The 20,848-nt window shown below is 39.0% G+C and carries 22 protein-coding genes; 19 read left to right on the top strand and 3 right to left on the bottom strand.

Annotation, left to right across the window (positions count from 1 at the left end; translation table 11 throughout):
• Window positions 1-69: 69 nt before the first annotated feature.
• Window positions 70-870, bottom strand: coding sequence for a recombination regulator RecX (gene recX / locus GHI45_RS05340; RefSeq protein WP_147779791.1), 801 nt, complete (start codon window positions 868-870; stop codon window positions 70-72).
• A 181-nt stretch (window positions 871-1,051) separates the two neighbouring features.
• Here recX and GHI45_RS11505 point away from each other — a divergent pair, with 181 nt between their 5' ends.
• The 8 genes from GHI45_RS11505 (at window position 1,052) to GHI45_RS05305 (ending at window position 5,286) form a co-directional block, all read left to right on the top strand.
• On the top strand, window positions 1,052-1,186 hold the full coding sequence (locus GHI45_RS11505; RefSeq protein WP_255471391.1) for a hypothetical protein: 135 nt from the start codon (window positions 1,052-1,054) through the stop codon (window positions 1,184-1,186).
• A 30-nt stretch (window positions 1,187-1,216) separates the two neighbouring features.
• Entirely contained in the window at window positions 1,217-1,537 is a 321-nt protein-coding gene (locus GHI45_RS05335; RefSeq protein ID WP_255514338.1) for a TM2 domain-containing protein, read from the top strand.
• Between the two features lie 91 nt (window positions 1,538-1,628).
• Window positions 1,629-3,107, top strand: a complete 1,479-nt coding sequence (gene rlmD / locus GHI45_RS05330; RefSeq protein ID WP_147779790.1) for a 23S rRNA (uracil(1939)-C(5))-methyltransferase RlmD — start codon at window positions 1,629-1,631, stop codon at window positions 3,105-3,107.
• Between the two features lie 49 nt (window positions 3,108-3,156).
• On the top strand, window positions 3,157-3,675 hold the full coding sequence (locus tag GHI45_RS05325; RefSeq protein ID WP_147779789.1) for a GNAT family N-acetyltransferase: 519 nt from the start codon (window positions 3,157-3,159) through the stop codon (window positions 3,673-3,675).
• 26 nt (window positions 3,676-3,701) lie between these two features.
• A complete protein-coding gene (locus GHI45_RS05320) occupies window positions 3,702-4,205 on the top strand; it encodes a GNAT family N-acetyltransferase (RefSeq protein WP_147779788.1) in 504 nt (167 codons plus the stop codon).
• Window positions 4,202-4,546 (top strand): MmcQ/YjbR family DNA-binding protein, encoded by a 345-nt coding sequence (locus GHI45_RS05315; protein WP_147779787.1) that lies wholly within the window; start codon window positions 4,202-4,204, stop codon window positions 4,544-4,546. Before GHI45_RS05320 ends, GHI45_RS05315 begins: the two co-directional genes overlap by 4 nt.
• A 35-nt stretch (window positions 4,547-4,581) precedes the next feature.
• Window positions 4,582-4,824, top strand: coding sequence for a DUF1912 family protein (locus tag GHI45_RS05310; protein ID WP_147779786.1), 243 nt, complete (start codon window positions 4,582-4,584; stop codon window positions 4,822-4,824).
• Window positions 4,825-4,893: 69 nt separating this feature from the next.
• Window positions 4,894-5,286: a DUF1801 domain-containing protein gene (locus GHI45_RS05305; RefSeq protein ID WP_147779785.1), complete on the top strand. Its 393-nt coding sequence runs from the start codon at window positions 4,894-4,896 to the stop codon at window positions 5,284-5,286.
• A 28-nt stretch (window positions 5,287-5,314) separates the two neighbouring features.
• On the opposite strand, the gene GHI45_RS05300 is transcribed toward GHI45_RS05305, so the two are convergent.
• Entirely contained in the window at window positions 5,315-6,034 is a 720-nt protein-coding gene (locus GHI45_RS05300; protein WP_147779784.1) for a DUF554 domain-containing protein, read from the bottom strand.
• 482 nt (window positions 6,035-6,516) lie between these two features.
• Between GHI45_RS05300 and GHI45_RS05295 the strand changes: the two genes are divergently transcribed.
• The 6 genes from GHI45_RS05295 to GHI45_RS05270 all read left to right on the top strand — a co-directional run bounded on the left by GHI45_RS05295 (window position 6,517) and on the right by GHI45_RS05270 (window position 13,824).
• Window positions 6,517-7,077 carry a GDSL-type esterase/lipase family protein gene (locus GHI45_RS05295; RefSeq protein WP_187230082.1) on the top strand — a complete coding sequence of 187 codons (561 nt, stop codon included), beginning with the start codon at window positions 6,517-6,519 and terminating at the stop codon, window positions 7,075-7,077.
• Window positions 7,074-8,135, top strand: coding sequence for a hypothetical protein (locus GHI45_RS05290; RefSeq protein WP_147779783.1), 1,062 nt, complete (start codon window positions 7,074-7,076; stop codon window positions 8,133-8,135). The genes GHI45_RS05295 and GHI45_RS05290 overlap by 4 nt, the downstream gene beginning before the upstream one ends.
• Window positions 8,136-8,137: 2 nt before the next feature.
• Window positions 8,138-8,959 carry a hypothetical protein gene (locus GHI45_RS05285; RefSeq protein ID WP_147779782.1) on the top strand — a complete coding sequence of 274 codons (822 nt, stop codon included), beginning with the start codon at window positions 8,138-8,140 and terminating at the stop codon, window positions 8,957-8,959.
• A 14-nt stretch (window positions 8,960-8,973) separates the two neighbouring features.
• Window positions 8,974-11,613: a valine--tRNA ligase gene (locus tag GHI45_RS05280; protein ID WP_147779781.1), complete on the top strand. Its 2,640-nt coding sequence runs from the start codon at window positions 8,974-8,976 to the stop codon at window positions 11,611-11,613.
• Between the two features lie 203 nt (window positions 11,614-11,816).
• Window positions 11,817-13,163, top strand: coding sequence for a glucose-6-phosphate isomerase (locus tag GHI45_RS05275; protein WP_147779780.1), 1,347 nt, complete (start codon window positions 11,817-11,819; stop codon window positions 13,161-13,163).
• A gap of 109 nt (window positions 13,164-13,272) precedes the next feature.
• Entirely contained in the window at window positions 13,273-13,824 is a 552-nt protein-coding gene (locus GHI45_RS05270) for a DUF6287 domain-containing protein (protein ID WP_147779779.1), read from the top strand.
• 70 nt (window positions 13,825-13,894) lie between these two features.
• Here GHI45_RS05270 and GHI45_RS05265 read toward each other — a convergent pair whose 3' ends face one another.
• Window positions 13,895-14,608 carry a helix-turn-helix transcriptional regulator gene (locus GHI45_RS05265; protein ID WP_147779778.1) on the bottom strand — a complete coding sequence of 238 codons (714 nt, stop codon included), beginning with the start codon at window positions 14,606-14,608 and terminating at the stop codon, window positions 13,895-13,897.
• A 153-nt stretch (window positions 14,609-14,761) separates the two neighbouring features.
• Here GHI45_RS05265 and GHI45_RS05260 point away from each other — a divergent pair, with 153 nt between their 5' ends.
• The 5 genes from GHI45_RS05260 (at window position 14,762) to GHI45_RS05240 (ending at window position 20,739) form a co-directional block, all read left to right on the top strand.
• Entirely contained in the window at window positions 14,762-15,520 is a 759-nt protein-coding gene (locus GHI45_RS05260; protein WP_147779777.1) for a glucose 1-dehydrogenase, read from the top strand.
• Window positions 15,521-15,649: 129 nt separating this feature from the next.
• Window positions 15,650-16,885: an MFS transporter gene (locus GHI45_RS05255; RefSeq protein WP_147779776.1), complete on the top strand. Its 1,236-nt coding sequence runs from the start codon at window positions 15,650-15,652 to the stop codon at window positions 16,883-16,885.
• An 87-nt stretch (window positions 16,886-16,972) separates the two neighbouring features.
• On the top strand, window positions 16,973-18,211 hold the full coding sequence (locus tag GHI45_RS05250) for an MFS transporter (RefSeq protein WP_147779775.1): 1,239 nt from the start codon (window positions 16,973-16,975) through the stop codon (window positions 18,209-18,211).
• A 23-nt stretch (window positions 18,212-18,234) separates the two neighbouring features.
• Window positions 18,235-19,458: an MFS transporter gene (locus GHI45_RS05245; RefSeq protein WP_147779774.1), complete on the top strand. Its 1,224-nt coding sequence runs from the start codon at window positions 18,235-18,237 to the stop codon at window positions 19,456-19,458.
• 12 nt (window positions 19,459-19,470) lie between these two features.
• On the top strand, window positions 19,471-20,739 hold the full coding sequence (locus GHI45_RS05240; protein WP_370450747.1) for a chloride channel protein: 1,269 nt from the start codon (window positions 19,471-19,473) through the stop codon (window positions 20,737-20,739).
• The last annotated feature ends 109 nt before the right edge of the window (window positions 20,740-20,848 follow it).

Raw genomic sequence — 20,848 nt, 5'->3', positions numbered from 1 at the left:
AAGACTGTCATTTCGACTTATCGCTATAGCGATAGAACGAGAATGGACATTCGTTGTGCAGAGGTTTTCTTAAAACTCATAATCCCGAAGGGCGCTTGCAATGCTTCCAAAGTCAAAGCCTTTGCGTGCTAAGGCTTGGGTGACACGGTTTTTCAAGTCGTATCCCTCGTAATTTCTCGAATATTTCCGATAAGCCTTTTCAAGTTCGGCATCGAGTAAATCAAGCTCGTTTTCTTCATCGGCTTCAAGTTCTAGGCTATCAATCGCAATGCTGGCGATGGCATACGAAAAACCTTTGCTCGTCAGGTTTTGAGCAATCTTTTGTTTTAGTTGATTGAGCGTGAGCCTACTCGCTTTCGTGCGGACGACTTTTTCAGCAAGCTTTGTGGCGACCTCAATCTGATTTTCCTCATCATAAAATTCGGCCAAGACGTCATCGATAGTATCTCTTGCAAGTCCCTTTTCCATCAGCTTTTGTTTGACTTGAAAAGGGCCAGATGATGCCATGGCAATTTTTCCTTGAATGAAATTTTCAGCATAAGCTTTGTCATTGATAAGGCCATTGTCCATCAGCGCTGACAGGACTTGGTCGATTTGATTTTCATCAATCTCATGCTCAATCAAGTATTTTTGGACTTCTTTTTTGGTACGTGCTTTGAAGGAAAGATAATAAATGGCTAAGGCTTTTCCTTGAGCAAACTGGTCATAGCTGACAATTTCCTGCAGCTCTTGTTTAGTCATGTTTTTGTCTTTTGTCAAGAAAAAATGCACAATCGTGTCTTCACAAATATAGACTTTATCAAGTTCTGCGCCCTCTAAACTCATCTTGTATAGACGTTTCAGCTTCTTAAGTTCCGTAATTTTTATCATATCTTTATTATACGAAAAAATTGAAGGTTTGTAACGCAAGATTTAGAGGAAAAGATGAGATTTGCCATTGCAAAATTGTTCAAAAAAGATTATAATTTATAGAATACAATATATGAAAATATAATTTTTAAAAATTTGAATAATTGTGTTAATTATTAAATTAAGGATAGAGGAAACGACGATGAATGAAGTGATTAGCATTTCAGATGAAAAAGTGATGATTGGTAGTGAAGACGGGACTGCAAAAGAATATCCTGTAAGCTCTCTAAATTATCAAGGCGTAAGAGTTGGCGACAAAGTTAAAGTTTACGAATAGGTAAAAGTTGACGAAAATGAAGCAACAGTTGTGATTGCAAAAGTTAAAACAGAAGGCCTTGTGAATGCTGTTGAGAATGTGAGCGGAGCTGTAAATTTTGTCAATGCCAAAGAGACAAAAATCAATAAACATCTTTTTGTCTGGGTTGGGGCATGGCTTCTGGGTGTCTTTGGGGTTGACCGCTTTATGCGTGGTCAAGTCGGCGTTGGCATTTGTAAACTTTTATTCGGTTGGATGACCTTAGGGATATGGGCATTTGTAGATTGGATTATTGCTTTGATAAAAGTTTACGGCGGTGCATACTCAAACACAGAAGACGTTTCTTTCATAAATGGTAAATATTCAAAATGATTTTTCGAAAGGTTTAATTTTAAAAATTAAATCTTTTTATTTTCCAATAAATAAACTCCAAAAATCAGTGATAATATGGTAAAATAGCAACATGATAACTCTTAAAATTGGACAAAAAGTCCCGCTCAATATTGAACGTATGGGAATTAATGGTGAAGGGATTGCTTCAATCTCTGGACGCCTTGTTTTCGTGCCTTATGCCCTGCCTGGTGAGACAATCTTGGCGGAAATCACAGAAAATGCACGTAATTTTTCACGTGCCAAAGTTGTAACAATTAATAAAAAATCGAAGTTTCGCGTGAAACCTGAAGACTCTGTTTATGCTGACTTGTCAAGTTCGCACATCATGCACTTGGCTTACCCACAGCAGTTAGAGTTCAAAAAAGACTTGATGCGTCAAGCACTTGAAAAGTACAAACCAACAGGTTGGAAGAACTATGAATTGCGCGATACGCTAGGAATGGAAAATCCGCGTCATTACCGTAATAAATTGCAGTACCAAATTCGTCGTTTGAATGACGGGACAGTCATTGCAGGACTTTACCGTGAAAATTCACACCATTTGGTCAATCTTGAACGCTGTGTTGTTCAAGAAGAAATGACGCAAACCATCGTCAATCAAGTTTGTCGCTTGATAGAAAAATACAAACTTCCTGTTGATGATGAACGTAAAACCCGCGGTATTCGTACTGTAATGGTTCGCAGAAGTCAAAAAACGGGTCAAGTTCAAATGATTTTCGTCAGCTCAACACGTGTCGTTTTGGACGGTCAAGTTTGGCCAGAACCTTATGCTGATCAAGAAATCACGAAACGTGAAAAAATGGGCTTTGTCAAATTTGATAAAATTTTGTCAGAGCTGACAGAAGAATTTAAAGACATCGTCACTGTTGCTGTCAATTATCACCCTAAGAAAACCAGTGAAATTTACGGCGATCGTACGCAAATCTTATTCAATGAAAAAGATACCATTACTGAAGGTGTCCTTGATTATGAATTTGAACTGTCTCCTCGTGCCTTCTACCAACTTAATCCAACACAAGCTAATGTTTTGTATGCCGAAGCAGTAAAAGCCTTACATCCAAGAAAGACAGATACTGTTGTTGATGCATACTGTGGTGTCGGAACAATTGGTTTTGCGGTAGCTGATAAGGTTAAATCTGTCCATGGGATGGACGTAACACCAGAAGCAATCGTTGATGCGCGTGCCAATGCCAAACGCCTTGGCTTCAAAAATTGTCATTATGAAACAGGACGTGCAGAGAAAATTATTCCAAATTGGTACAAGACTGGTCAACGCCCAACAGCATTGCTTGTTGACCCACCACGTACAGGATTGGATTCTGCCTTGCTTGAAACCATCACAAAATTCCAACCAGAAAAAATGGTTTATGTCTCATGTAACGTGTCAACATTGGCAAAAGACTTAATTGTTCTCTCACAATTTTATAATGTTGATTACATCCAATCCGTTGATATGTTCCCACATACAGCCCGTACAGAAGCTGTTGTCAAAATGACCAAACGGGACAAACCAATCAGATTAGAACGCAAGTTTAATAAACGAAAATAAGAAAGATTTAAGAGGTATCGAATGCCTCTTTTTGTGATAAAATAACAGCATGAACGAGATTAGAAAAGCTTCAGTTGAAGATTTACCTGACATCTTAAAAATAATGCAAGAAGCGAGAGAATTCCTCGCAGAGCAGGGGATTGACCAGTGGCAAGGTGTGTATCCTGCCGCCGAAAATATTTTGCCAGATTTGTCAAAAGAGGCTGCCTATGTTGTCAGTACTGACGGACAGATTTCAGCTTATTTTGCGATTATTATGGGCGATGACATCATGTATCATACGATTAGCCAAGGCAGTTGGAGCAACGAAAGTACTGATTTTGTGACAGTGCATCGTTTGGCGGTTTCTCAGGCTTTCCGTGGTCGAGGCATTAACAAGCTGATCTGGGACTTTGTCTTTAAAGTCGGAAAATCGCAAGGCTATACAGATTTTCGTGCAGATACCCACGCGGACAATAAAATTATGCAAGCAGCTTTGCTCAAGATGGGATTTGAAAAACGCGGACTTATCGTTTACAAAGATGAGAAAATTTTAACAACCTGCATCGCTTATCAGAAAGAATTTTAATTAAATTAAGAAAATGTGAGAAAAACATGTTATATCTAAGACAAGCTACATCATCAGATGTGACAGACATCATGCAAATTATTTCCGAAGCCAAAATTTTCCTCGGAAAATCTGGCAGCGACCAATGGCAAGGTGAATATCCAGCGATTGAAAATATAGAAGAAGATTTGGCCAATCAAGTGGCTTATGTACTAGAGATTGATGGAAAAGTCGCAGGCTATAGTGCAGTTATCACAGGTGAAGAACCAAATTATACTAAGATTACTGATGGAAAATGGTCAAATGACAGCCTTGATTATGTAACTGTCCATCGCATTGCGCTTTCTGATGAATTTAGAGGTCAGTCTCTCACGAAATTCTTATTTTCAAATATTTATAGCTTAATGAATGAAAAAGGCTATCGTGATTTTCGTGTGGACACGCATGAGATGAACCAAATCATGCAACATGTTTTTGAACGTGAAGGCTTTATCTATCGCGGTCAAGTAATTATAGATGGCTTACGTCGAGCTTACCAAAAAGAACTATGAATAAAGATGAATTATTAAATTTTTGTGAGGAAGTGGGCCCTGTTTTCTCATCAACTCCGTTTGCAAAAATGGAAAAAGGCAGTCCAACGATTGTCGTTCGTCACTTGAAAAATCAGAAATCATTTGCTTATCTTTCAGAGCGGGGAAATCAACTGATTGTTGCGGTAAAACAAAAACCCGAACTCAGTGAAGAATTGCGGGAGCATTTCAAGGATTTGAACCCTGCTTGGCACATGAACAAAACGCATTGGAATGACATTCGCGTGGGTGGAGATGTTTCAGATGATTTGCTTCGGCAGATGATTTTGCAAAGTTACGATTTGATAAAACCGAAAAAATAATAAAAATATGAAAAGTTTATAAAAAGGAGAATAAAATGACATACGAACAAGAATTTCTTAAGGATTTCTCAGAATGGGTGGATCAACAAATTCAGGTTTCTGATTTGGCGATGAAAACAGCACAATCAATGGCAAACGAAGATCCAGCGGCAGAAACTGCGGAAGTCCGTTATGAAAGCCGTTTGGAAGCTTATGATTTCATCAAAGGAAAATTTGAAAACTATAAAAATGGCAAACCATTTCATGAAATGCCAGATTTTGGGGAAATTAAATATTAAGCTGAGACAGATGTTTTGGCTACAGATTTTTTGAATCTTATTAAATAATAATAATGAAATGAGAAAATCATGGAAAAAGCAAAACCTTTTGACGATTATTTTAATGATGAACGACTGGAATCAGACAAGCTGAGTCGAATGATTTTGACCAGAAAACTGGTGCATGACATTTATCCAGAAGTTCAGGAACGAGTCAGCTATGCGATGCCGGGCTTTTACCCGCAGAAAGCAAAAAAAGCAACACAACAACTGTTCTTGCTGATGGCAAATAAAAATTGGCTTGGGATTTATGGAACACAAGCCATTGATTTGACCGCATTTGAGTCTTTTTTTGAGAATGGCGTCACTGCTGGCAAAGGCAGTTTGCAAGTTCCTTATGACTTTGATGAAGTTCAGTTTAAACAACTTTTACAGCTAGTGATTGAACAAAATTTCATTCGTCATGGCTTAGAGCTAAAATAAAAAAGTTCTGTCAGTGCTGACAGAGCTTTTATTTAAAAATAATACCTGCTAAAGTTGCAAAAACAAGTGCGGGAAGTAGGTTAGCGACTTTTATTTTAGTGTTGAACATGATGTTCAAGCCGACACATAAAATCAAAGTTGAGCCGACCAAGGATAAATTTGAAATCGCAGTGGCATTGAGCCAAGGCTCAATTAAGCGTGCCAATAAAGTGAGTGACCCTTGAAAAATAACCAAGGGAATGACTGAAAAAATTGCACCAACGCCATAAGACGCTGCAAAAATGACAATAATGACGCCATCTAAAATGGCTTTTGTTGCTAGCATTGTGTAGTCACCAGACATTCCATCTTGCAGTGAACCAACGACTGCCATTGCACCAATACAAACAGTTAGTGAAGCTGTTACGAAACCATCGACAAAACGTGAATCGTTTTTGCTGCTGATTTTACTTTTTAAAAAATTTCCGAAATTTTCGATATATAATTCCAAATTAAACCATTCGCCAATCACGGCGCCCAAGACGAGTGAAATTACCATCATCATGGTGCCTTGAGTATCTAAAGTACCACGGCTTTCAACGAACATTTGACTTAATGTTCCCGAAATACCAATAAAAACGACCGCCAATCCTTGCGCTTGCGTAATGGTATCTTGAAACCGCTGAGCGAGTCCTTTATTGAGCCATAAGCCGATGAGCCCTCCCACAATAACCGCAGTTGCATTTATTAACGTTCCTAAACCAATCATAACTCCTCCAAAAAACGTAGTACATCGATTATAACAGAAATCGAAAGGAAGGGTATTTTTTTTGAATTACAACAAATTAAGTTTGCAAAAGCCCGCCAAATCTGATAAAATAAAGCTAACTTCATGAGGAGTAAAAATCATAGTTTTCGAGAGAGAAGTCGGTGCTGCGAGACTTCAAACGACGGTTTTGAAGGTTGCATGACTTCAGTTTAATAATAATGAGTGCATACGATAACGTATGAATTTAGGTGGTACCGCGCGTGCCTTTTTATCAGTCGCTTTAGCGACTAGAGAAAACGGACAAATCTTTTCGAGCGATTAGAGAAAACGGACAAATGTTTTAGCGCGGGTGCTTGAAAATCTCAAATTATAAAGAATATAAGAGTGCATACGATAACGTATGAATTTAGGTGGTACCGCGCGTGAGCGTCCTATTTTGGGGATGTGATGTGCGTTATTTTTTTGTGAAAAGGAGCGTTAAGGTGAAAATAACCATTTTTGGGGATTCTATCACAAATGGTTTCGGAACAGAAAATCGTAACTACTTAAAAGAGATGATTGAGGGTAAAGAGCCAAATCTTACGGTCAAACTTCATGGTATTAACGGCGATGATACTTATGGCGCACAATTCCGCATTGATTCTGTTAAAGCAGAAAATGCAGATTTAAACATTGTTTTTTTGGGTGCAAATGACGCTTCACCATACATTTTGATAAGACCTGACGAATATTGCCATAATCTATTGAAAATTGCAGAAACATTGGGATTAGATCGCACAGTATTGCTTACACCGCCCTATTACAACGAAACAGAGCCTACACATTACAGCAAATTATCAGAAGTCCAGCTTTTCAGACAAGCCTTGCTTGATTTCGCTTCTGACAATCAACTACAAGTTATAGATGTTTTCCAAGCAATGTTTAGTGTTGAAAACCCGGATAGGCTTTTGTTACGGGATGGTATTCATTTTAGTGAGGCCGGCTATGAGGTATTATCAGAGGAAATAATCAAATTTATAAAGAAAGGGGGAGTCAAAAAATGAAAATTACAAATGAAGATTCTTGGGGAAATTTGATTGATTTTATTCAACCTAAAGAAATCCTAGCTCAATTTTCTTTCTCTGAAGATGAATTTGAAAAGATGAAAAGAGGCTATATTCCGCAAGATATGGATGATAAATGGTTCTTATATATGAAAAATGAGACACTCTATTTTTATCGTTCGTGGACAGGTCATAAAAATAAAGAAATTTCGTTTAAAAAACAAGGCAATTATTATATCGCTTCAAAAATGATTGTCGAAGGGGATGCTAGCTTATATCATCCAGATAATTATTCTGAAGAGGAAATTGATGCAAAAGATATTATTCATTTTTTCTTATTGTCTGAATCAGCTCGACAACCCAAGTATTCAATAACAGAAATAGAAGAAGATTTTTTAACTCATGATGATACGGCTAAGATGGAAATAATCTGGTATAACACAGAAGGTTATATCGCTCAGAGCTTATCAGAGATTGATTTTAGCGGAAATTATGTCGTTAAAAAAATCGAAGTCTATGATGGAAAAGTATTGTATCAATCATGGAATAAAGTTCAAAATCAGTTTTATAAAAATCTCCTGAATAAAAATGATGCTGAACAAATATTGAGTTTGCTTGATGAACTAGATTTGTTCAATCTAATTCAAGAGGAGGTTCATCTTGAAATGCCTGGTGTGACAGGAATTGTGATGGGCCTCAATCAAGAAGGGAATAAATCATATTATCTTTCAGCATCGCCGCAAAAGCTACAAGTTGGACTTGACAAAATTGCAAGCTTGTGTGAAGAAAACGAAGATAATCAAGAGACGTTACTCATTGCAGAAATAGAAGTTGCAGGGAAGCGATTTTTCTACGACACGTGTCATCTTGAAGAAATCGGTGTTGATGATGTTGTTGTAGTACCGTTCGGATATGATAATACCCTGAAACTTGGAAAAGTGATCCAGTTATTAGATATTTCCCCATTAGATTTTGAAAATCAATACCACTTTTTGGTGGAAAAATTGAAGGAAGTTATTATGGAATTAGGCGACTATCATTTGTATCGAGAGGACTAGAAATGAGAAGTATATCTATAGCGGAATCAGGAAATGACAGTATTTCTGTTTATGAAAATGCTGCAAATTTTGTGACACTATTAAATTATGAGGATTTTGCGAAATTAAATAAGCTAAAATTAGCGAAACAACCAGGAATTTATATTTTAATCGGAAATAATAAGACAAGATATGTCGGTCAGGCCGTCGGTCAGTCTTTAAAAATGAGAATTCTGCAACACAAAGAAATATGGATGGAAAATATTACTAAGGTCATTTTCTTTGGACGAAAAAATGAGGAATTTTCAAAAGATCAGGCTGATTTATTAGAAGCAAATCTAATTTCTCTTTATAAAGAAAATTCAAGCTTTATTATTTTGAATAAAACAAATGGAAATTCGAGTCCAATTGGCTTGAATGCCCAACTTTCTGCAGAAGAATTTCTTGATTCAGTTTTTGATATTTTATATAATGTCGCAAATATTGATTTGTTTGATGACAGCCAAGAAGTTATTGATGAAATTTCTGATAAAGATTTATTTGTTAATTTTGATGGAAAACAGCTTGTAGATAGTTCTGCTCGAAATTTACAAGTTAAATTTATCGAAAGCTTATTATCTAATGAAAAATATAATACGAAATTAAGAAATTTAGCTGTAATTGATAAAGCCACAGCTAAAAATAATCTAGGGACTAAAGAAAATGTATTTCCTAGTGGACAACTTGCAACAAAACAACTTGAGCCCAATTTATATTTATATGTCAACTTAAGTAAAAAGGGAACAAGTACAGCGATAAAGAAAATTGCTAATTGGCTTGATTTAGCAATTCAGATAAATTTTTAAGGAGAAGAAACAACATGACAGAAGAACTATCAACAAAATTCAACCCGACTGAGGTTGAAGCAGGACGCTATGAAAAATGGGTTAACAGTGGCGTATTTAAGCCAAGTGGCGACAAAAAAGCACATCCTTACTCTATCGTTATTCCACCACCAAATGTTACAGGGAAACTTCACTTGGGACACGCGTGGGATACGACGTTGCAAGATATTATCATTCGTCAAAAACGGATGCAAGGTTTTGATACTTTGTGGTTGCCAGGAATGGACCATGCGGGGATTGCGACACAAGCGAAAGTTGCTGCGCGTTTGGCTGAAGATGGTGTTTTGCCACAAGATCTTGGTCGTGAAAAATTCATCGACAAAGTCTGGGAATGGAAAGACGAATATGCCGCAACCATCAAGCAACAATGGGGCAAAATGGGGATTTCAGTGGATTATTCTCGTGAACGTTTCACGCTTGATGAAGGCTTGAACAAGGCCGTTAAGAAGGTTTTCGTTGAACTTTACAAAAAAGGTTGGATTTATCAAGGCGAAAAAATCATCAACTGGGATCCTAAAGCAATGACTGCATTGTCAGACATCGAAGTTATTCACAAGGATGTCGAAGGGGCATTTTACCATGTGAATTACGCTTCAGCGGATGGTTCTATCGTGCTTGAAGTCGCAACAACGCGTCCCGAAACATTCTTTGGGGATACGGCGGTTGCGGTCAATCCTGCCGACGAACGTTATGCAAAATACATCGGAAAAACCGTTGTTTTGCCAATCATTAACAAAGAAATTCCTATCGTTGGTGACGAACATGCTGACATGGAAAAGGGAACAGGTGTCGTTAAAATCACGCCTGCGCATGACCCAAATGACTTCCTTGTCGGACAACGTCACGACTTGCCAATGCCAAATGTCATGAACGCTGACGGCACCATGAATGAACTTTGTGGGGCTGACTACAACGGACTTGACCGTTTTGAAGCACGTAAAAAAGTGGTTGCTGAATTTGAAAAAATGGGCATTTTGGTTAAAGTTGAACCTATTCATCACGAAGTTGGGCATTCTGAACGGACGGGTGTGATTGTTGAACCACGTCTGTCTAAACAATGGTTTGTGAAGATGGATCAACTGGCAAAACAAGCCATGGACAATCAAGACACAGATGACAAAGTAAATTTCTATCCTCCTCGTTTTGAAGACACATTCATGCAATGGATGGGAAATGTACATGACTGGGTTATTTCACGTCAATTGTGGTGGGGACATCAAATCCCTGCTTGGTATCGTGGCGAAGAAGTTTATGTCGGCGAAGAAGCTCCCGAGGGTGAAGGCTGGACACAAGAAGAAGATGTGCTTGACACATGGTTCTCATCTGCTTTGTGGCCTTTCTCTACAATGGGCTGGCCTGATACGGAAAGCGAAGATTTCCTCCGTTATTTCCCAACTTCAACGCTTGTTACTGGTTATGATATCATTTTCTTCTGGGTTTCTCGTATGATTTTCCAATCCCTTGAGTTCACGAAGAAAGCACCTTTCCGTAATGTTTTAATCCATGGTTTAATCCGTGACGAAGAAGGACGCAAGATGTCTAAATCGCTCGGCAATGGGATTGACCCAATGGATGTCGTTGAAAAATACGGTGCAGATGCGTTGCGTTGGTTCTTGTCAAATGGTTCTGCGCCTGGACAAGACGTGCGTTTCAGCTATGACAAAATGGACGCTGCTTGGAACTTCATCAACAAAATCTGGAATGTGTCACGTTATATTCTGATGAATGCTGGCGAAATGTCAGCTGACCAAGTTTCGTCAGCTCTGACAAAAGTCGCTGACAAGACTGCCGGTAATGTGACTGACCGTTGGATTTTGACTCGCTTGAATGATACGATTGAGCGCGTGACAGAACAAATGGACAAGTTTGAGTTCGGTGTGGCTGGACACATTCTTTACAATTTCATTTGGAATGAGTTTGCCAACTGGTACCTCGAATTGACAAAAGAAGTCATGTTTGGCGAAGATGAAGCTGAAAAAGACGTCACACGTGCGGTACTCTTGCACGTTTTGGACAACGTTTTGCGCTTGCTTCACCCAATTATGCCGTTCTTTACCGAAGAAGTATTTGAAAAAATGCCAAATACAACGGGTTCTATCGTTGTTGCAGCATATCCAGTGGTTCGCCCTGAATTTAACGACGAAAAAGCGACAGATGGCGTTGCACTTTTGATTGAACTCATCACTGCTGTTCGTAATATTCGTGCCGAAGTGAACACACCACTCAGCAAAAAAGTGCCAATGTTTATCAAATCGGATTATGCGGAATTTTTGGAAGGCGTTGCGCCTTACATCACACGTTTTGCCAATCCGTCAGAACTGACAATCGCGAAGGAACTCACTGTGCCTGAGCAGAGCATGTCAGCAGTCGTGACTGGTGCAGAAATCTACTTGCCACTTGCAGGATTGATTAACATTGATGAAGAAATTGCCCGTCTTGAAAAAGAACTTGAAAAATGTCAAAAAGAAGTCGATATGGTTAACAAGAAACTTTCAAACGAACGTTTTGTTCAAAATGCAAAACCTGAAATCGTTGAAAAAGAACGTGCCAAATTGGTAGCACACCAAGAAAAATTTGACTCTACAAAAGCACGTATTGATGAATTGAAGAAATAAACATACCATTCAACTCTGTCAGTTCTGACGGAGTTTTTGGCTGATATGTTCGCTTAATATTTAATAAATAGAAAAACTTTTTCATGCTTTATGCAAAAAAGAGAAAATATATCCTCATATCAATACTTTCTCAGACATTCTCCATTGAGAAATCTAGAAGAAAGTGATAAAATAGACAAAGAAAAACTGTAAAGGACATTAACATGGCTCATATTAAATTTGACTATTCAAAATTAACTCCATTTGTAGCAGACAATGAATTGGACGAAATCCAATGGCAAATCGACGGTGCAGATAAATTGCTCCGTGAAGGAAAAGGCGCTGGTTCTGACTTCCTCGGTTGGATTGATCTTCCTGAAGATTATGACAAAGAAGAATTCGCTCGTATTCAAGCAGCTGCTAAGAAAATTGCTGCTGAATCAGAAGTACTTGTTGTACTTGGTATCGGTGGTTCATACCTCGGTGCGCGTGCAGCAAACGACTTCTTGAACTCAACATTTGCAAACTACCAAACACCTGAACAACGTAAAGCTCCACTTATCGTTTATGCTGGTAACTCAATTTCATCAAACTACCTTGCTGATTTGGTTGAATTTGTTGAAGACAAAGACTTCTCAGTTAACGTTATTTCTAAATCAGGTACAACAACTGAACCAGCGATTGCTTTCCGTGTGTTCGAAGAAATGCTTGTTAAGAAATATGGCCGTGACGGTGCTAACAGCCGTATCTACGCAACAACTGACAAAGCTAAAGGTGCTGTTAAAGTTAACGCTGACGCTAATGGTTGGGAAACTTTCGTTGTTCCAGATTCAGTTGGTGGACGTTTCTCAGTATTGACTCCAGTTGGACTTTTGCCAATCGCTGCTGCTGGACACGACATCAAAGCCTTGATGGACGGTGCAAATGCTGCTCGTAAAGAATATACTGCAACTGATATTCGTGAAAACGACGCTTATGCATATGCTGCATTGCGTAACATTCTTTACCGTAAAGGTAAATTCTCAGAAATCTTGATTAACTACGAACCAAGCCTTCAATACTTTGGCGAATGGTGGAAACAACTTTCTGGTGAATCAACTGGTAAAGACGGTAAAGGAATTTATCCAACATCAGCTAACTTCTCAACTGACTTGCACTCACTTGGACAATGGATCCAAGAAGGAACACGTACTGTTTTTGAAACAGCTATCCGTGTTGCTAAACCACGTAAGAACATTGATATTCCTGTTTTTGAAGAAAACCTTGATGGTCTTCGTTACATCGAAGGAAAAGATGTTGACTTCGTAAACAAAAAAGCTGCTGACGGCGTATTGCTTGCCCACACTGACGGTAACGTGCCTAACATGATTGTTGAACTCCCTGAACAAGATGAATTCACACTTGGTTATGCAATTTACTTCTTCGAACTTGCAATCTCAATCTCTGGTTACTTGAACGGTATCAATCCATTCAACCAACCAGGTGTTGAAAGCTATAAAGCAAACATGTTCGGACTTCTTGGAAAACCAGGATATGAAGAACTCACTGACGAACTTAACGCTCGTCTCTAAGATGTGAATAGATAAAGACTTTGTCAGTACTGACAAGGTCTTTTTTTTGTTAATTTAGCTATTTTTTACCTGCTTTCTATGATAAAATAAAATGAGAGGGAGGATGAAAATGAAAAAGAAAATGATTTTTTCGGTATTGATTTTGGGAAGTCTTTTGAGTTTGACGGCTTGTGGCTCAGAAAAAACAAGTTCAACATCAAGCAGCAAATCGACATCAAGCAGTAGTCAAGTGAGTTCCAGCTCTAGCTCATCAACGCAAGAAAAAGAAGTTGCATTGAATATCGAACAAGTCGCAAAGGGAGATTTTAGTAGTATTCAAGGCACATGGAAAAATGCGAACGGTAAAAGCATTACATTTTCAGGAGCTGAAGTCAGTGGGTCAGGAATGGACAACGAGACCTATGAACTTGGAAGTGCGTCTTTGAGTTCCAACATTGTTTATGTCAATGCGGCAACGATTGATAACAGTGACAAATTGCCCAATGTGATTGCTTTTATGATGGCGCAAGCGAACCAATCACCAGAAAATGAAACAAATTCTGTATCGACAGACTTGACCGACCGAACCAAAGATCGAATGATTTGGGGAACGAATGGCGGTGCCGACCTCTTTCGCTCAAAAGAACTTATCAACACTTTCTATTATCGTGTGACAGAATAATGACTTAATAACAAAGCCCCGTCAGTACTGACAGGGCTTTTAATTATTTGTTGAGATAGAAAAGTAGTATTTAAGTAACTCTTCGATATTCCTTAGGTGTCATTCCAACAACCGATTTGAAAATTTTACTGAAATGGCTTTGAGAGGCAAAGCAGAGCTTTTCTGAAATAGTCACAATTGGTGCGTCTGAGTAGGCCAACATGATTTGAGCGACTTCGATGCGACGTTCTCGAGTGCTTGCCATAATGGTCTTTCCTGTTTCTAGTTTGTAGCACCGAGAAAGGTGTGCTTTATTAACAAACAAATCGTCAGCCAGTTGATCGAGGTCAAAAGGAATATTCAGATGTTGCTCAATATAAAAATTAATTTTTTGAGCCCAGCTGCCATGCTGAAATGTTTTTTGAGCATTTTCAACCTGTTCAGCAAAAACTTGTTGCGCCTCGCGCATCAACTTTATCGAAGCGACATTATCCTTGCAATGAGACAGTTTAAGAAGATAGATGTCACAAAGTGAGTAGGCAACGGCAGGAGAAATGCCTCCTTGAATCATAGCGGTTCGATGTTTTGTCAGTGCTGAGGCAATCTGGTACTCTAAATAATGTGGAAAATGAGGTTGACTCTCGTCGAACTGTTTGAGCCATTTCGTGTAAGGCTTGAGAGAGATACCAAGTCTTGTACACGTCAGCGACCGAAGCTCTATTTCATATTTGATATGAGAAGAGTCTTCGTCATTATTTGACATAAGATACTGGTTTAGGATTGTATTTAATTCATCTTCTTGCATAGCTTTATTAAAGCATTTTGTGACAATATAATCAATACGTTTTGCAATTTTTGGGTATAAAATATCATTTTTATGATAGTTTTATTTTCTTATATTTTTTATAATGAAAGGGTATACAAATGATGCGATTTACAAAACTCATAGGAGGATGTCATGAGATTAGAAAATAAAGTTGCTGTAATCACAGGTGGAGCTTCAGGTATTGGACGTGCTGTCGCAAAGCGTTTTATCAAAGAAGGCGCAAAAGTTGTAATTGCAGACATCAATGAAGCGCGTTTAGCTGAAACAGCAAAAGAGGTGCGTGAAGCTGGCGGAACAATTGAAACAATCCGTACGGATGTCCGTTCAGAAGAAGACAATAAACAAATGATTAAATTTGCTATTGAAAAATTTGGTCAACTCGATATTTTATTCTGTAATGCAGGAATTATTGACGGCTTTAGAACTGTCGGTAACATGACGAATGAAATATGGGATAGAACCTTTGATATCAATGTTAAGGGGCCTATGATGCAAATGCGAGAAGCCATTAACTTTTATCTTGAAAACGGTGGCGGTAACATTATCGTTACAGCTTCAGCAGCAGGAATTGGTGGTGCGCGTTCAGGTGCAGGATATACTGCATCAAAACATGCGGTTATCGGATTGGCTCAAAATGCGGCTTATACTTACGCAGATAGAAACATCCGCGTTAACGTGATTGCGCCAGGTGGTGTCGAATCCAATATCATGGAAACATCCGCAAACATTGACCAAGAAGGCAGTAAGATTTTCCAAAAAGGAATGGTTGTTATGCCACGCTTAGGAAAACCAGATGAGTTCTCAGAAGTTGCTGTATTCTTAGCAAATGATGAGTCTAGCTTTGTTAATGGTGCAGTAATCCCTGTAGATGGAGGATGGACTGCTTATTAAGTCTTTCTAAAACCAAGCCCCGTCAGCACTGACAGGGCTTTTTGTGTCATCTGAAAACGTACAAATGGCTTTGATTGTGCTATAATCAATCATATTATAAAGAATTGATTAGAATTTTGGGAAAATAACATGAAAGACTTTTTTCAACTCAATCGAAATCTGAAACTGCGGATTTTGATGACTTTTATTGGCATTATGACTTACTCCACTATCGGGAGTTCAATGACCATCTACTACAATCAATATCTCGGTGCGGGCATAACTGGGATTTTATTGATTATTTCGAGCGTTATTTCATTTTTGGTTGGCATTTGGGCGGGACACTTTACGGACCTTGAGGGGCGTAGGCCGACCATGTTAATTGGGGCTTTGGCGTCAACTTTTGGTGCGGCTTTGGCAGCTTTCTCTAATTCGCCGCTGCTCTTTAATCCGTGGCTGACATTTGTGGGCCTGGTCTTATCGGGCTTTGGCTTTGGTTTTTTCAATGCGGGCGCGAGTGCCATGATGGTTGATATTACGACTCCAGCCGATCGGAAAATTGTTTTCTCACTGAATTATTGGATGCTGAATGTTGGGATGGCTGTTGGAAGTGCCATTTCAGGTTGGTTGTTCCGAGATCATCTTTTTTTCCTCCTCATCTTAGTGGTTTGTGGAGACTTGCTCAATATGCTGATTGTGGCATTTTTGATTGAAGAAACATTTGATCCGAAAAAGCACGTTGAACATCAGGAGACCAATATTTTTAAGGCCTATCTGCAAGTTTCGAAAGATAAAATATTCATGCTTTATTTGCTTGCCACCTTGTTTGTAACCATGCTCTTTTTACAACTGGATTTTTTCATTCCTGTGCATTTGTCGGATAGCTTTAAGACCAGCAGTATCTTTGGAATGCAAATTTATGGACAGCGTATGTTGACCATTATTGCAATCTTAAATACGGTCATGGTCGTTATGTTTTTATCAACTGTCCGCAAGGCAACGAGCAACTGGTCAAACAAACATGGCTTTGCTGTTGGTGCTGGCTTGATGGGACTTGGCTTTGCCATTATCTGCTTCAGTCAAACCTTGCCATTTGGTTTACTAGGTGCTTTGATCAATGTCTGTGGTGAATTGATTTTTGTGCCTTTTGAACAATCTTTGCGTGCAGACATGATGGATCCCGAGCAAGTCGGCGTTTATACAGGCGCTTTTACGGCAATTCAACCAATGGCACAAATCATTTGTGGTTTGCTTGTCAGCTTGTCTGCATTTTACGGCGGTTTTGGCATGGGTGTCATTTTGATTGTGGTAACTCTTTTGGCCATGATACCAGGCATGATTTCGATTGGAAAATACGATAAGAAGCTGTCAGCGCTGACAAAATAAAAAAAGCAGATCAAGTTTTTGGCCTGTTTTTGTGTTACAATGAAAGATAAATTATAAATTAATATATTAGGTATTTAGGGAAATAAAATGAAGGAATTCTGGAAGTTAAAACGCAATATCCAAGTCAGGATTTTGATTGTGTTTTTGGCATCGTTTAGTTACGGTACCGTTTTTTCATCAATGACAATTTATTATAATCAGCACCTCGGAGCCGTCATCACAGGTGCTTTTTTGGCGATTTCAAGTGTGGCAACCTTTGTTTCAGGACTGCTTGCTGGATTTTGGGCGGATAAATTTGGTCGAAAACCAGTCATGACATGGGGAACATGCATTCAAGTGCTCGGTTCAGTCATCGCTTTGCTGTCAAATGTGCCAGGTCATGCCAATCCATGGACGACATTTTTAGGCTTTTTGCTGATTTCGTTTGGCTTTAACTTTGATGTGACCGCCGGTTCTGCCATGATTATTGATGACTCGACACCTGAAAACCGAAAAGTTGTATTTATGTTGAATTATTGGGCACAAAATTTATCGGTTATTATTGGTGCGGCGCTTGGTGCATGGCTATTTAAGCCAGCTTTTTTCCTTTTATTGATTATTTTACTTGTCATGATTGTGCTGACGCTTTTTATTGTTATTTTCATGTTGAAGGAAAGTTTCACTCCTTCTGTCAGTGCTGACAAGAAAAAAGAAAGTGTTTTTTCAAGTTATAAGACAGTTTTATTAGATAAAACTTATGTTATTTTTATTTTGGCCAATATTTTGACCACCATGATTGTCATGCAATTTGATAACTTCTTGCCTGTTCATTTGTCGGATAGTTTTCAAACCGTTACTTTCTTTGGGTTCGAAATTTATGGTCAACGTATGTTGACGATTTATCTGATATTGGCCTGCGTGATGGTCGTTACTTTGATGACGACACTCAACAAATGGACGCATTCTTGGTCGCATAAAAAAGGATTTATCAGTGGCAGTATTTTGATGACTGCAGGTATGATTTTTGCCTTCATGACAACGACCTTTACGCCAATATTTATTGCTGGAATGATTTATACTTTTGGCGAGATTATTTATACGCCAAGTGTGCAAAGTTTGGGTGCGGAATTGATGGATTCAGAAAAAATTGGTGCTTACAATGGATTGGGTGCAGTCCGTCAGCCTTTAGCCAATATTATTGCAGCAAGCATGGTTTCAGCTTCGCCTGTCATCGGTGCCAAAGGGGTCAGTATGGGACTTGCCATTTCTGAAATCATTGCCATTACACTTTGTGTGATAGCGGTCAATCGCCACCAAAGAAAATTGGCAAAAACAGCAAGTGAATGAATAGAAAAATAGAAGAATAGAAAATGAAAGATTTTAAAAACTTACATCATACAATCAAACTCAGATTGTTGATGAATTTTATCGGGAGCCTCTGTTTCAGTACAGTAGGCGGATCAATGACCATCTACTACAACAAATACATGGGTGCTGGAATTACGGGAATTTTGCTCATCATCAGTAGTGTTATGGTTTTCCTTATCGGACTTTATGCAGGGCATTTGACTGACCAACGTGGAAGACGTCCAGTCATGCTCTTTTCAACAGCCGTAACCACGATTGGTGCTGCTATCGCTACGATTGCAAATTCAAGCTTTTTCTTCAATCCATGGGTTACTTTTTTTGGCTTTTTGATTTTGAATTTTGGGTTTGGCTTCTTTAACACGGCGAGTCAAGCCATGATTGTTGATTTGACAAATAGTGAAAACCGCCGAATTGTCTATTCGCTTCAATATTGGATTATCAATTTTGCCATGATGATTGGTTCGGGCTTATCGGGCTGGTTTTTCAGAGATTATCTGGTGTGGCTCCTGTTGGCAATTACACTTGAAGAATTATTGAGCTTTATTGTTGTACTTTTCTGGATTGACGAGTCTTTCGTTCCAAAATTGCAAGAGAAAAAGAAAAACGTCAACATGCTCAAGGCATATTTTACGGTTGCTAAGGACAAAGTTTTCATGTATTATCTCTTCGCATCCATTTTTATTGCCATGATTTTCAATCAGGTGGACTATTATTTACCAGTTCATTTGAGTGGGGAGTTTACTTCCACGCATTTTTTAGGCATTGAAATCTACGGCCAACGGATGCTAACCATTTTCTTGATGCTCAATACACTCATCATTGTCTTATTGATGAGTACCATGAATAAGCTCACTAAAAATTGGTCAAGAAGTACAGGGATTGGAATTGGTGTCATTTTGCAGGGGGCAGGATTTATCATCGCCTTTTTAGGACACAATTTGGCTTGGGAAGTTGCTGCAGCGATTGTGGCAACGTTCGGCGAGATGATTTTGGTGCCATTTTCACAGGCTTTGCGTGCAGATTTGATGCAGGGCGAACAAGTTGGAACTTATACAGGTGCGTTTTCAGTGACACAACCCATTGCGTCAGTCCTGTCAGGTGTTTTATTATCATTGTCAAGCCTTTATGGAAGTGTCGGAATGGCAATTATCATGGCTGGAATTGTGATTATTGGTGTAGTTCCAGCACTTTATTCAATAAAAATGCACGAAAATGCCATATCGTGATATAATCAAATTATGAAAATGACTGAAAACACACAGAAAAACGGGATTTTAGTCCTGTCCTGTCTCGTTTTAGGCGGTCTTGTTGGATTGAGTTCCGCAGGGCTCAGTCTGATACTGGACTTTGTCGAGAAATTATTTTTAAATTTTGAAGAAACAGCCCTACAACCAGCGGCTGTCGGAACTTTACCAGTCCATCGCTTATTATCTGTTTTTATTGGTGGTATTATTGCTGCGGGTATCTGGTGGTTTTTGCGGGAAAAATGTTCGCCAACGGTGAGCATTTCGTCAGCGCTGACGGGCAAACAAATGCCCGGAAAAGTGATGGCTGTCCATGTTATCACGCAGATTTTTTACGTGGGAACTGGTGGTTCAGTCGGACGCGAATTGGCGCCACGTGAAGCAGGAGCAATGATTGCGCAGAAATGGCAAAAGCTACTGACTAAATTCCATTTGGCAGAATTACCAAAAGAAGATGTCCAATTATTGATTGCGGCTGCAGCTGGTGCCGGTTTTGCGGGTGTCTATATTGCACCAATTACAGGGATGCTTTTTTGTATCGAAATACTGGTCAAAAAAATATCCATCAAAACGGTTTCTGTCAGCTTGTCTATGTCCATCATTGCCATGCTTATCGGGGCGACAGTTAAGGGCTTTAATCCTTATTATTTGGTTGCTGATGGCAAATTTTCTTTGAGCATCTTGTTTCTGTCAGTGCTGATAGCGCCTCTATGTGGCTTTATCGGTGCATGGTTTCGCAAGAGTTTCAAGTGGGCAGAGAATAATCAAACCAAAAGTCGCGCAATCTTGTGGCAACTGCCTCTTATCGCTTTGATTACAGGTGTTATTTCCATATCATTCCCTCAAATTATGGGAAATGGGCGTGCATTGGCTCAGTTGTCGATGAATGCTAAAGGACACAATCTCATTCTTTTATTGTTGCTAGGTGCTGTCCTGAAAGCCGCTGTTACTGTATTTACCATTCGGTCTGGTGCGAGTGGAGGGACGTTGACACCATCTATAGCGATTGGTGGCAGTCTAGGCGCAATCATTGCTATCGTCTTAAGCAACTTCATCCCGGGTCTAAATATCGCACAGGTGGCTATATTGGGAGCCTGTGCCATGTTGGCCGCAACACAGCAAGCACCATTGATGTCCATGTTTATGATGGTGGAAATTATTCATTTGGACTATTCAGCATTTCTCCCGCTTGGACTTGCAGTCGTCTTATCAGTGCTTGTATCAAAAATGACATTAAAAAAAATCGGCAAATTGCAAATTTAATCTAGCCACCCTGTAACATCTGAAAAGGTGTCTGATACTTGAACATTTTTCTTGGATAGTGATTCATCCAAGTTTCAATACGAGCGACTTCATTCGAAGTCGTTTTTGT

The organism is Lactococcus sp. dk101, from assembly GCF_009601055.1.
GTDB lineage: Bacteria > Bacillota > Bacilli > Lactobacillales > Streptococcaceae > Lactococcus.
This window is presented reverse-complemented; position numbering and strand designations above follow the sequence as displayed.

Bases quoted from the DNA above. Each gene is read 5' to 3' on its own strand.
- recX (WP_147779791.1), bottom strand. From the start codon at position 870: ATGATAAAAATTACGGAACTTAAGAAGCTGAAACGTCTATACAAGATG.
- GHI45_RS11505 (WP_255471391.1), top strand. From the start codon at position 1,052: ATGAATGAAGTGATTAGCATTTCAGATGAAAAAGTGATGATTGGTAGT.
- rlmD (WP_147779790.1), top strand. From the start codon at position 1,629: ATGATAACTCTTAAAATTGGACAAAAAGTCCCGCTCAATATTGAACGT.
- GHI45_RS05325 (WP_147779789.1), top strand. From the start codon at position 3,157: ATGAACGAGATTAGAAAAGCTTCAGTTGAAGATTTACCTGACATCTTA.
- GHI45_RS05320 (WP_147779788.1), top strand. From the start codon at position 3,702: ATGTTATATCTAAGACAAGCTACATCATCAGATGTGACAGACATCATG.
- GHI45_RS05315 (WP_147779787.1), top strand. From the start codon at position 4,202: ATGAATAAAGATGAATTATTAAATTTTTGTGAGGAAGTGGGCCCTGTT.
- GHI45_RS05310 (WP_147779786.1), top strand. From the start codon at position 4,582: ATGACATACGAACAAGAATTTCTTAAGGATTTCTCAGAATGGGTGGAT.
- GHI45_RS05305 (WP_147779785.1), top strand. From the start codon at position 4,894: ATGGAAAAAGCAAAACCTTTTGACGATTATTTTAATGATGAACGACTG.
- GHI45_RS05300 (WP_147779784.1), bottom strand. From the start codon at position 6,034: ATGATTGGTTTAGGAACGTTAATAAATGCAACTGCGGTTATTGTGGGA.
- GHI45_RS05290 (WP_147779783.1), top strand. From the start codon at position 7,074: ATGAAAATTACAAATGAAGATTCTTGGGGAAATTTGATTGATTTTATT.
- GHI45_RS05285 (WP_147779782.1), top strand. From the start codon at position 8,138: ATGAGAAGTATATCTATAGCGGAATCAGGAAATGACAGTATTTCTGTT.
- GHI45_RS05280 (WP_147779781.1), top strand. From the start codon at position 8,974: ATGACAGAAGAACTATCAACAAAATTCAACCCGACTGAGGTTGAAGCA.
- GHI45_RS05275 (WP_147779780.1), top strand. From the start codon at position 11,817: ATGGCTCATATTAAATTTGACTATTCAAAATTAACTCCATTTGTAGCA.
- GHI45_RS05270 (WP_147779779.1), top strand. From the start codon at position 13,273: ATGAAAAAGAAAATGATTTTTTCGGTATTGATTTTGGGAAGTCTTTTG.
- GHI45_RS05265 (WP_147779778.1), bottom strand. From the start codon at position 14,608: ATGCAAGAAGATGAATTAAATACAATCCTAAACCAGTATCTTATGTCA.
- GHI45_RS05260 (WP_147779777.1), top strand. From the start codon at position 14,762: ATGAGATTAGAAAATAAAGTTGCTGTAATCACAGGTGGAGCTTCAGGT.
- GHI45_RS05255 (WP_147779776.1), top strand. From the start codon at position 15,650: ATGAAAGACTTTTTTCAACTCAATCGAAATCTGAAACTGCGGATTTTG.
- GHI45_RS05250 (WP_147779775.1), top strand. From the start codon at position 16,973: ATGAAGGAATTCTGGAAGTTAAAACGCAATATCCAAGTCAGGATTTTG.
- GHI45_RS05245 (WP_147779774.1), top strand. From the start codon at position 18,235: ATGAAAGATTTTAAAAACTTACATCATACAATCAAACTCAGATTGTTG.
- GHI45_RS05240 (WP_370450747.1), top strand. From the start codon at position 19,471: ATGAAAATGACTGAAAACACACAGAAAAACGGGATTTTAGTCCTGTCC.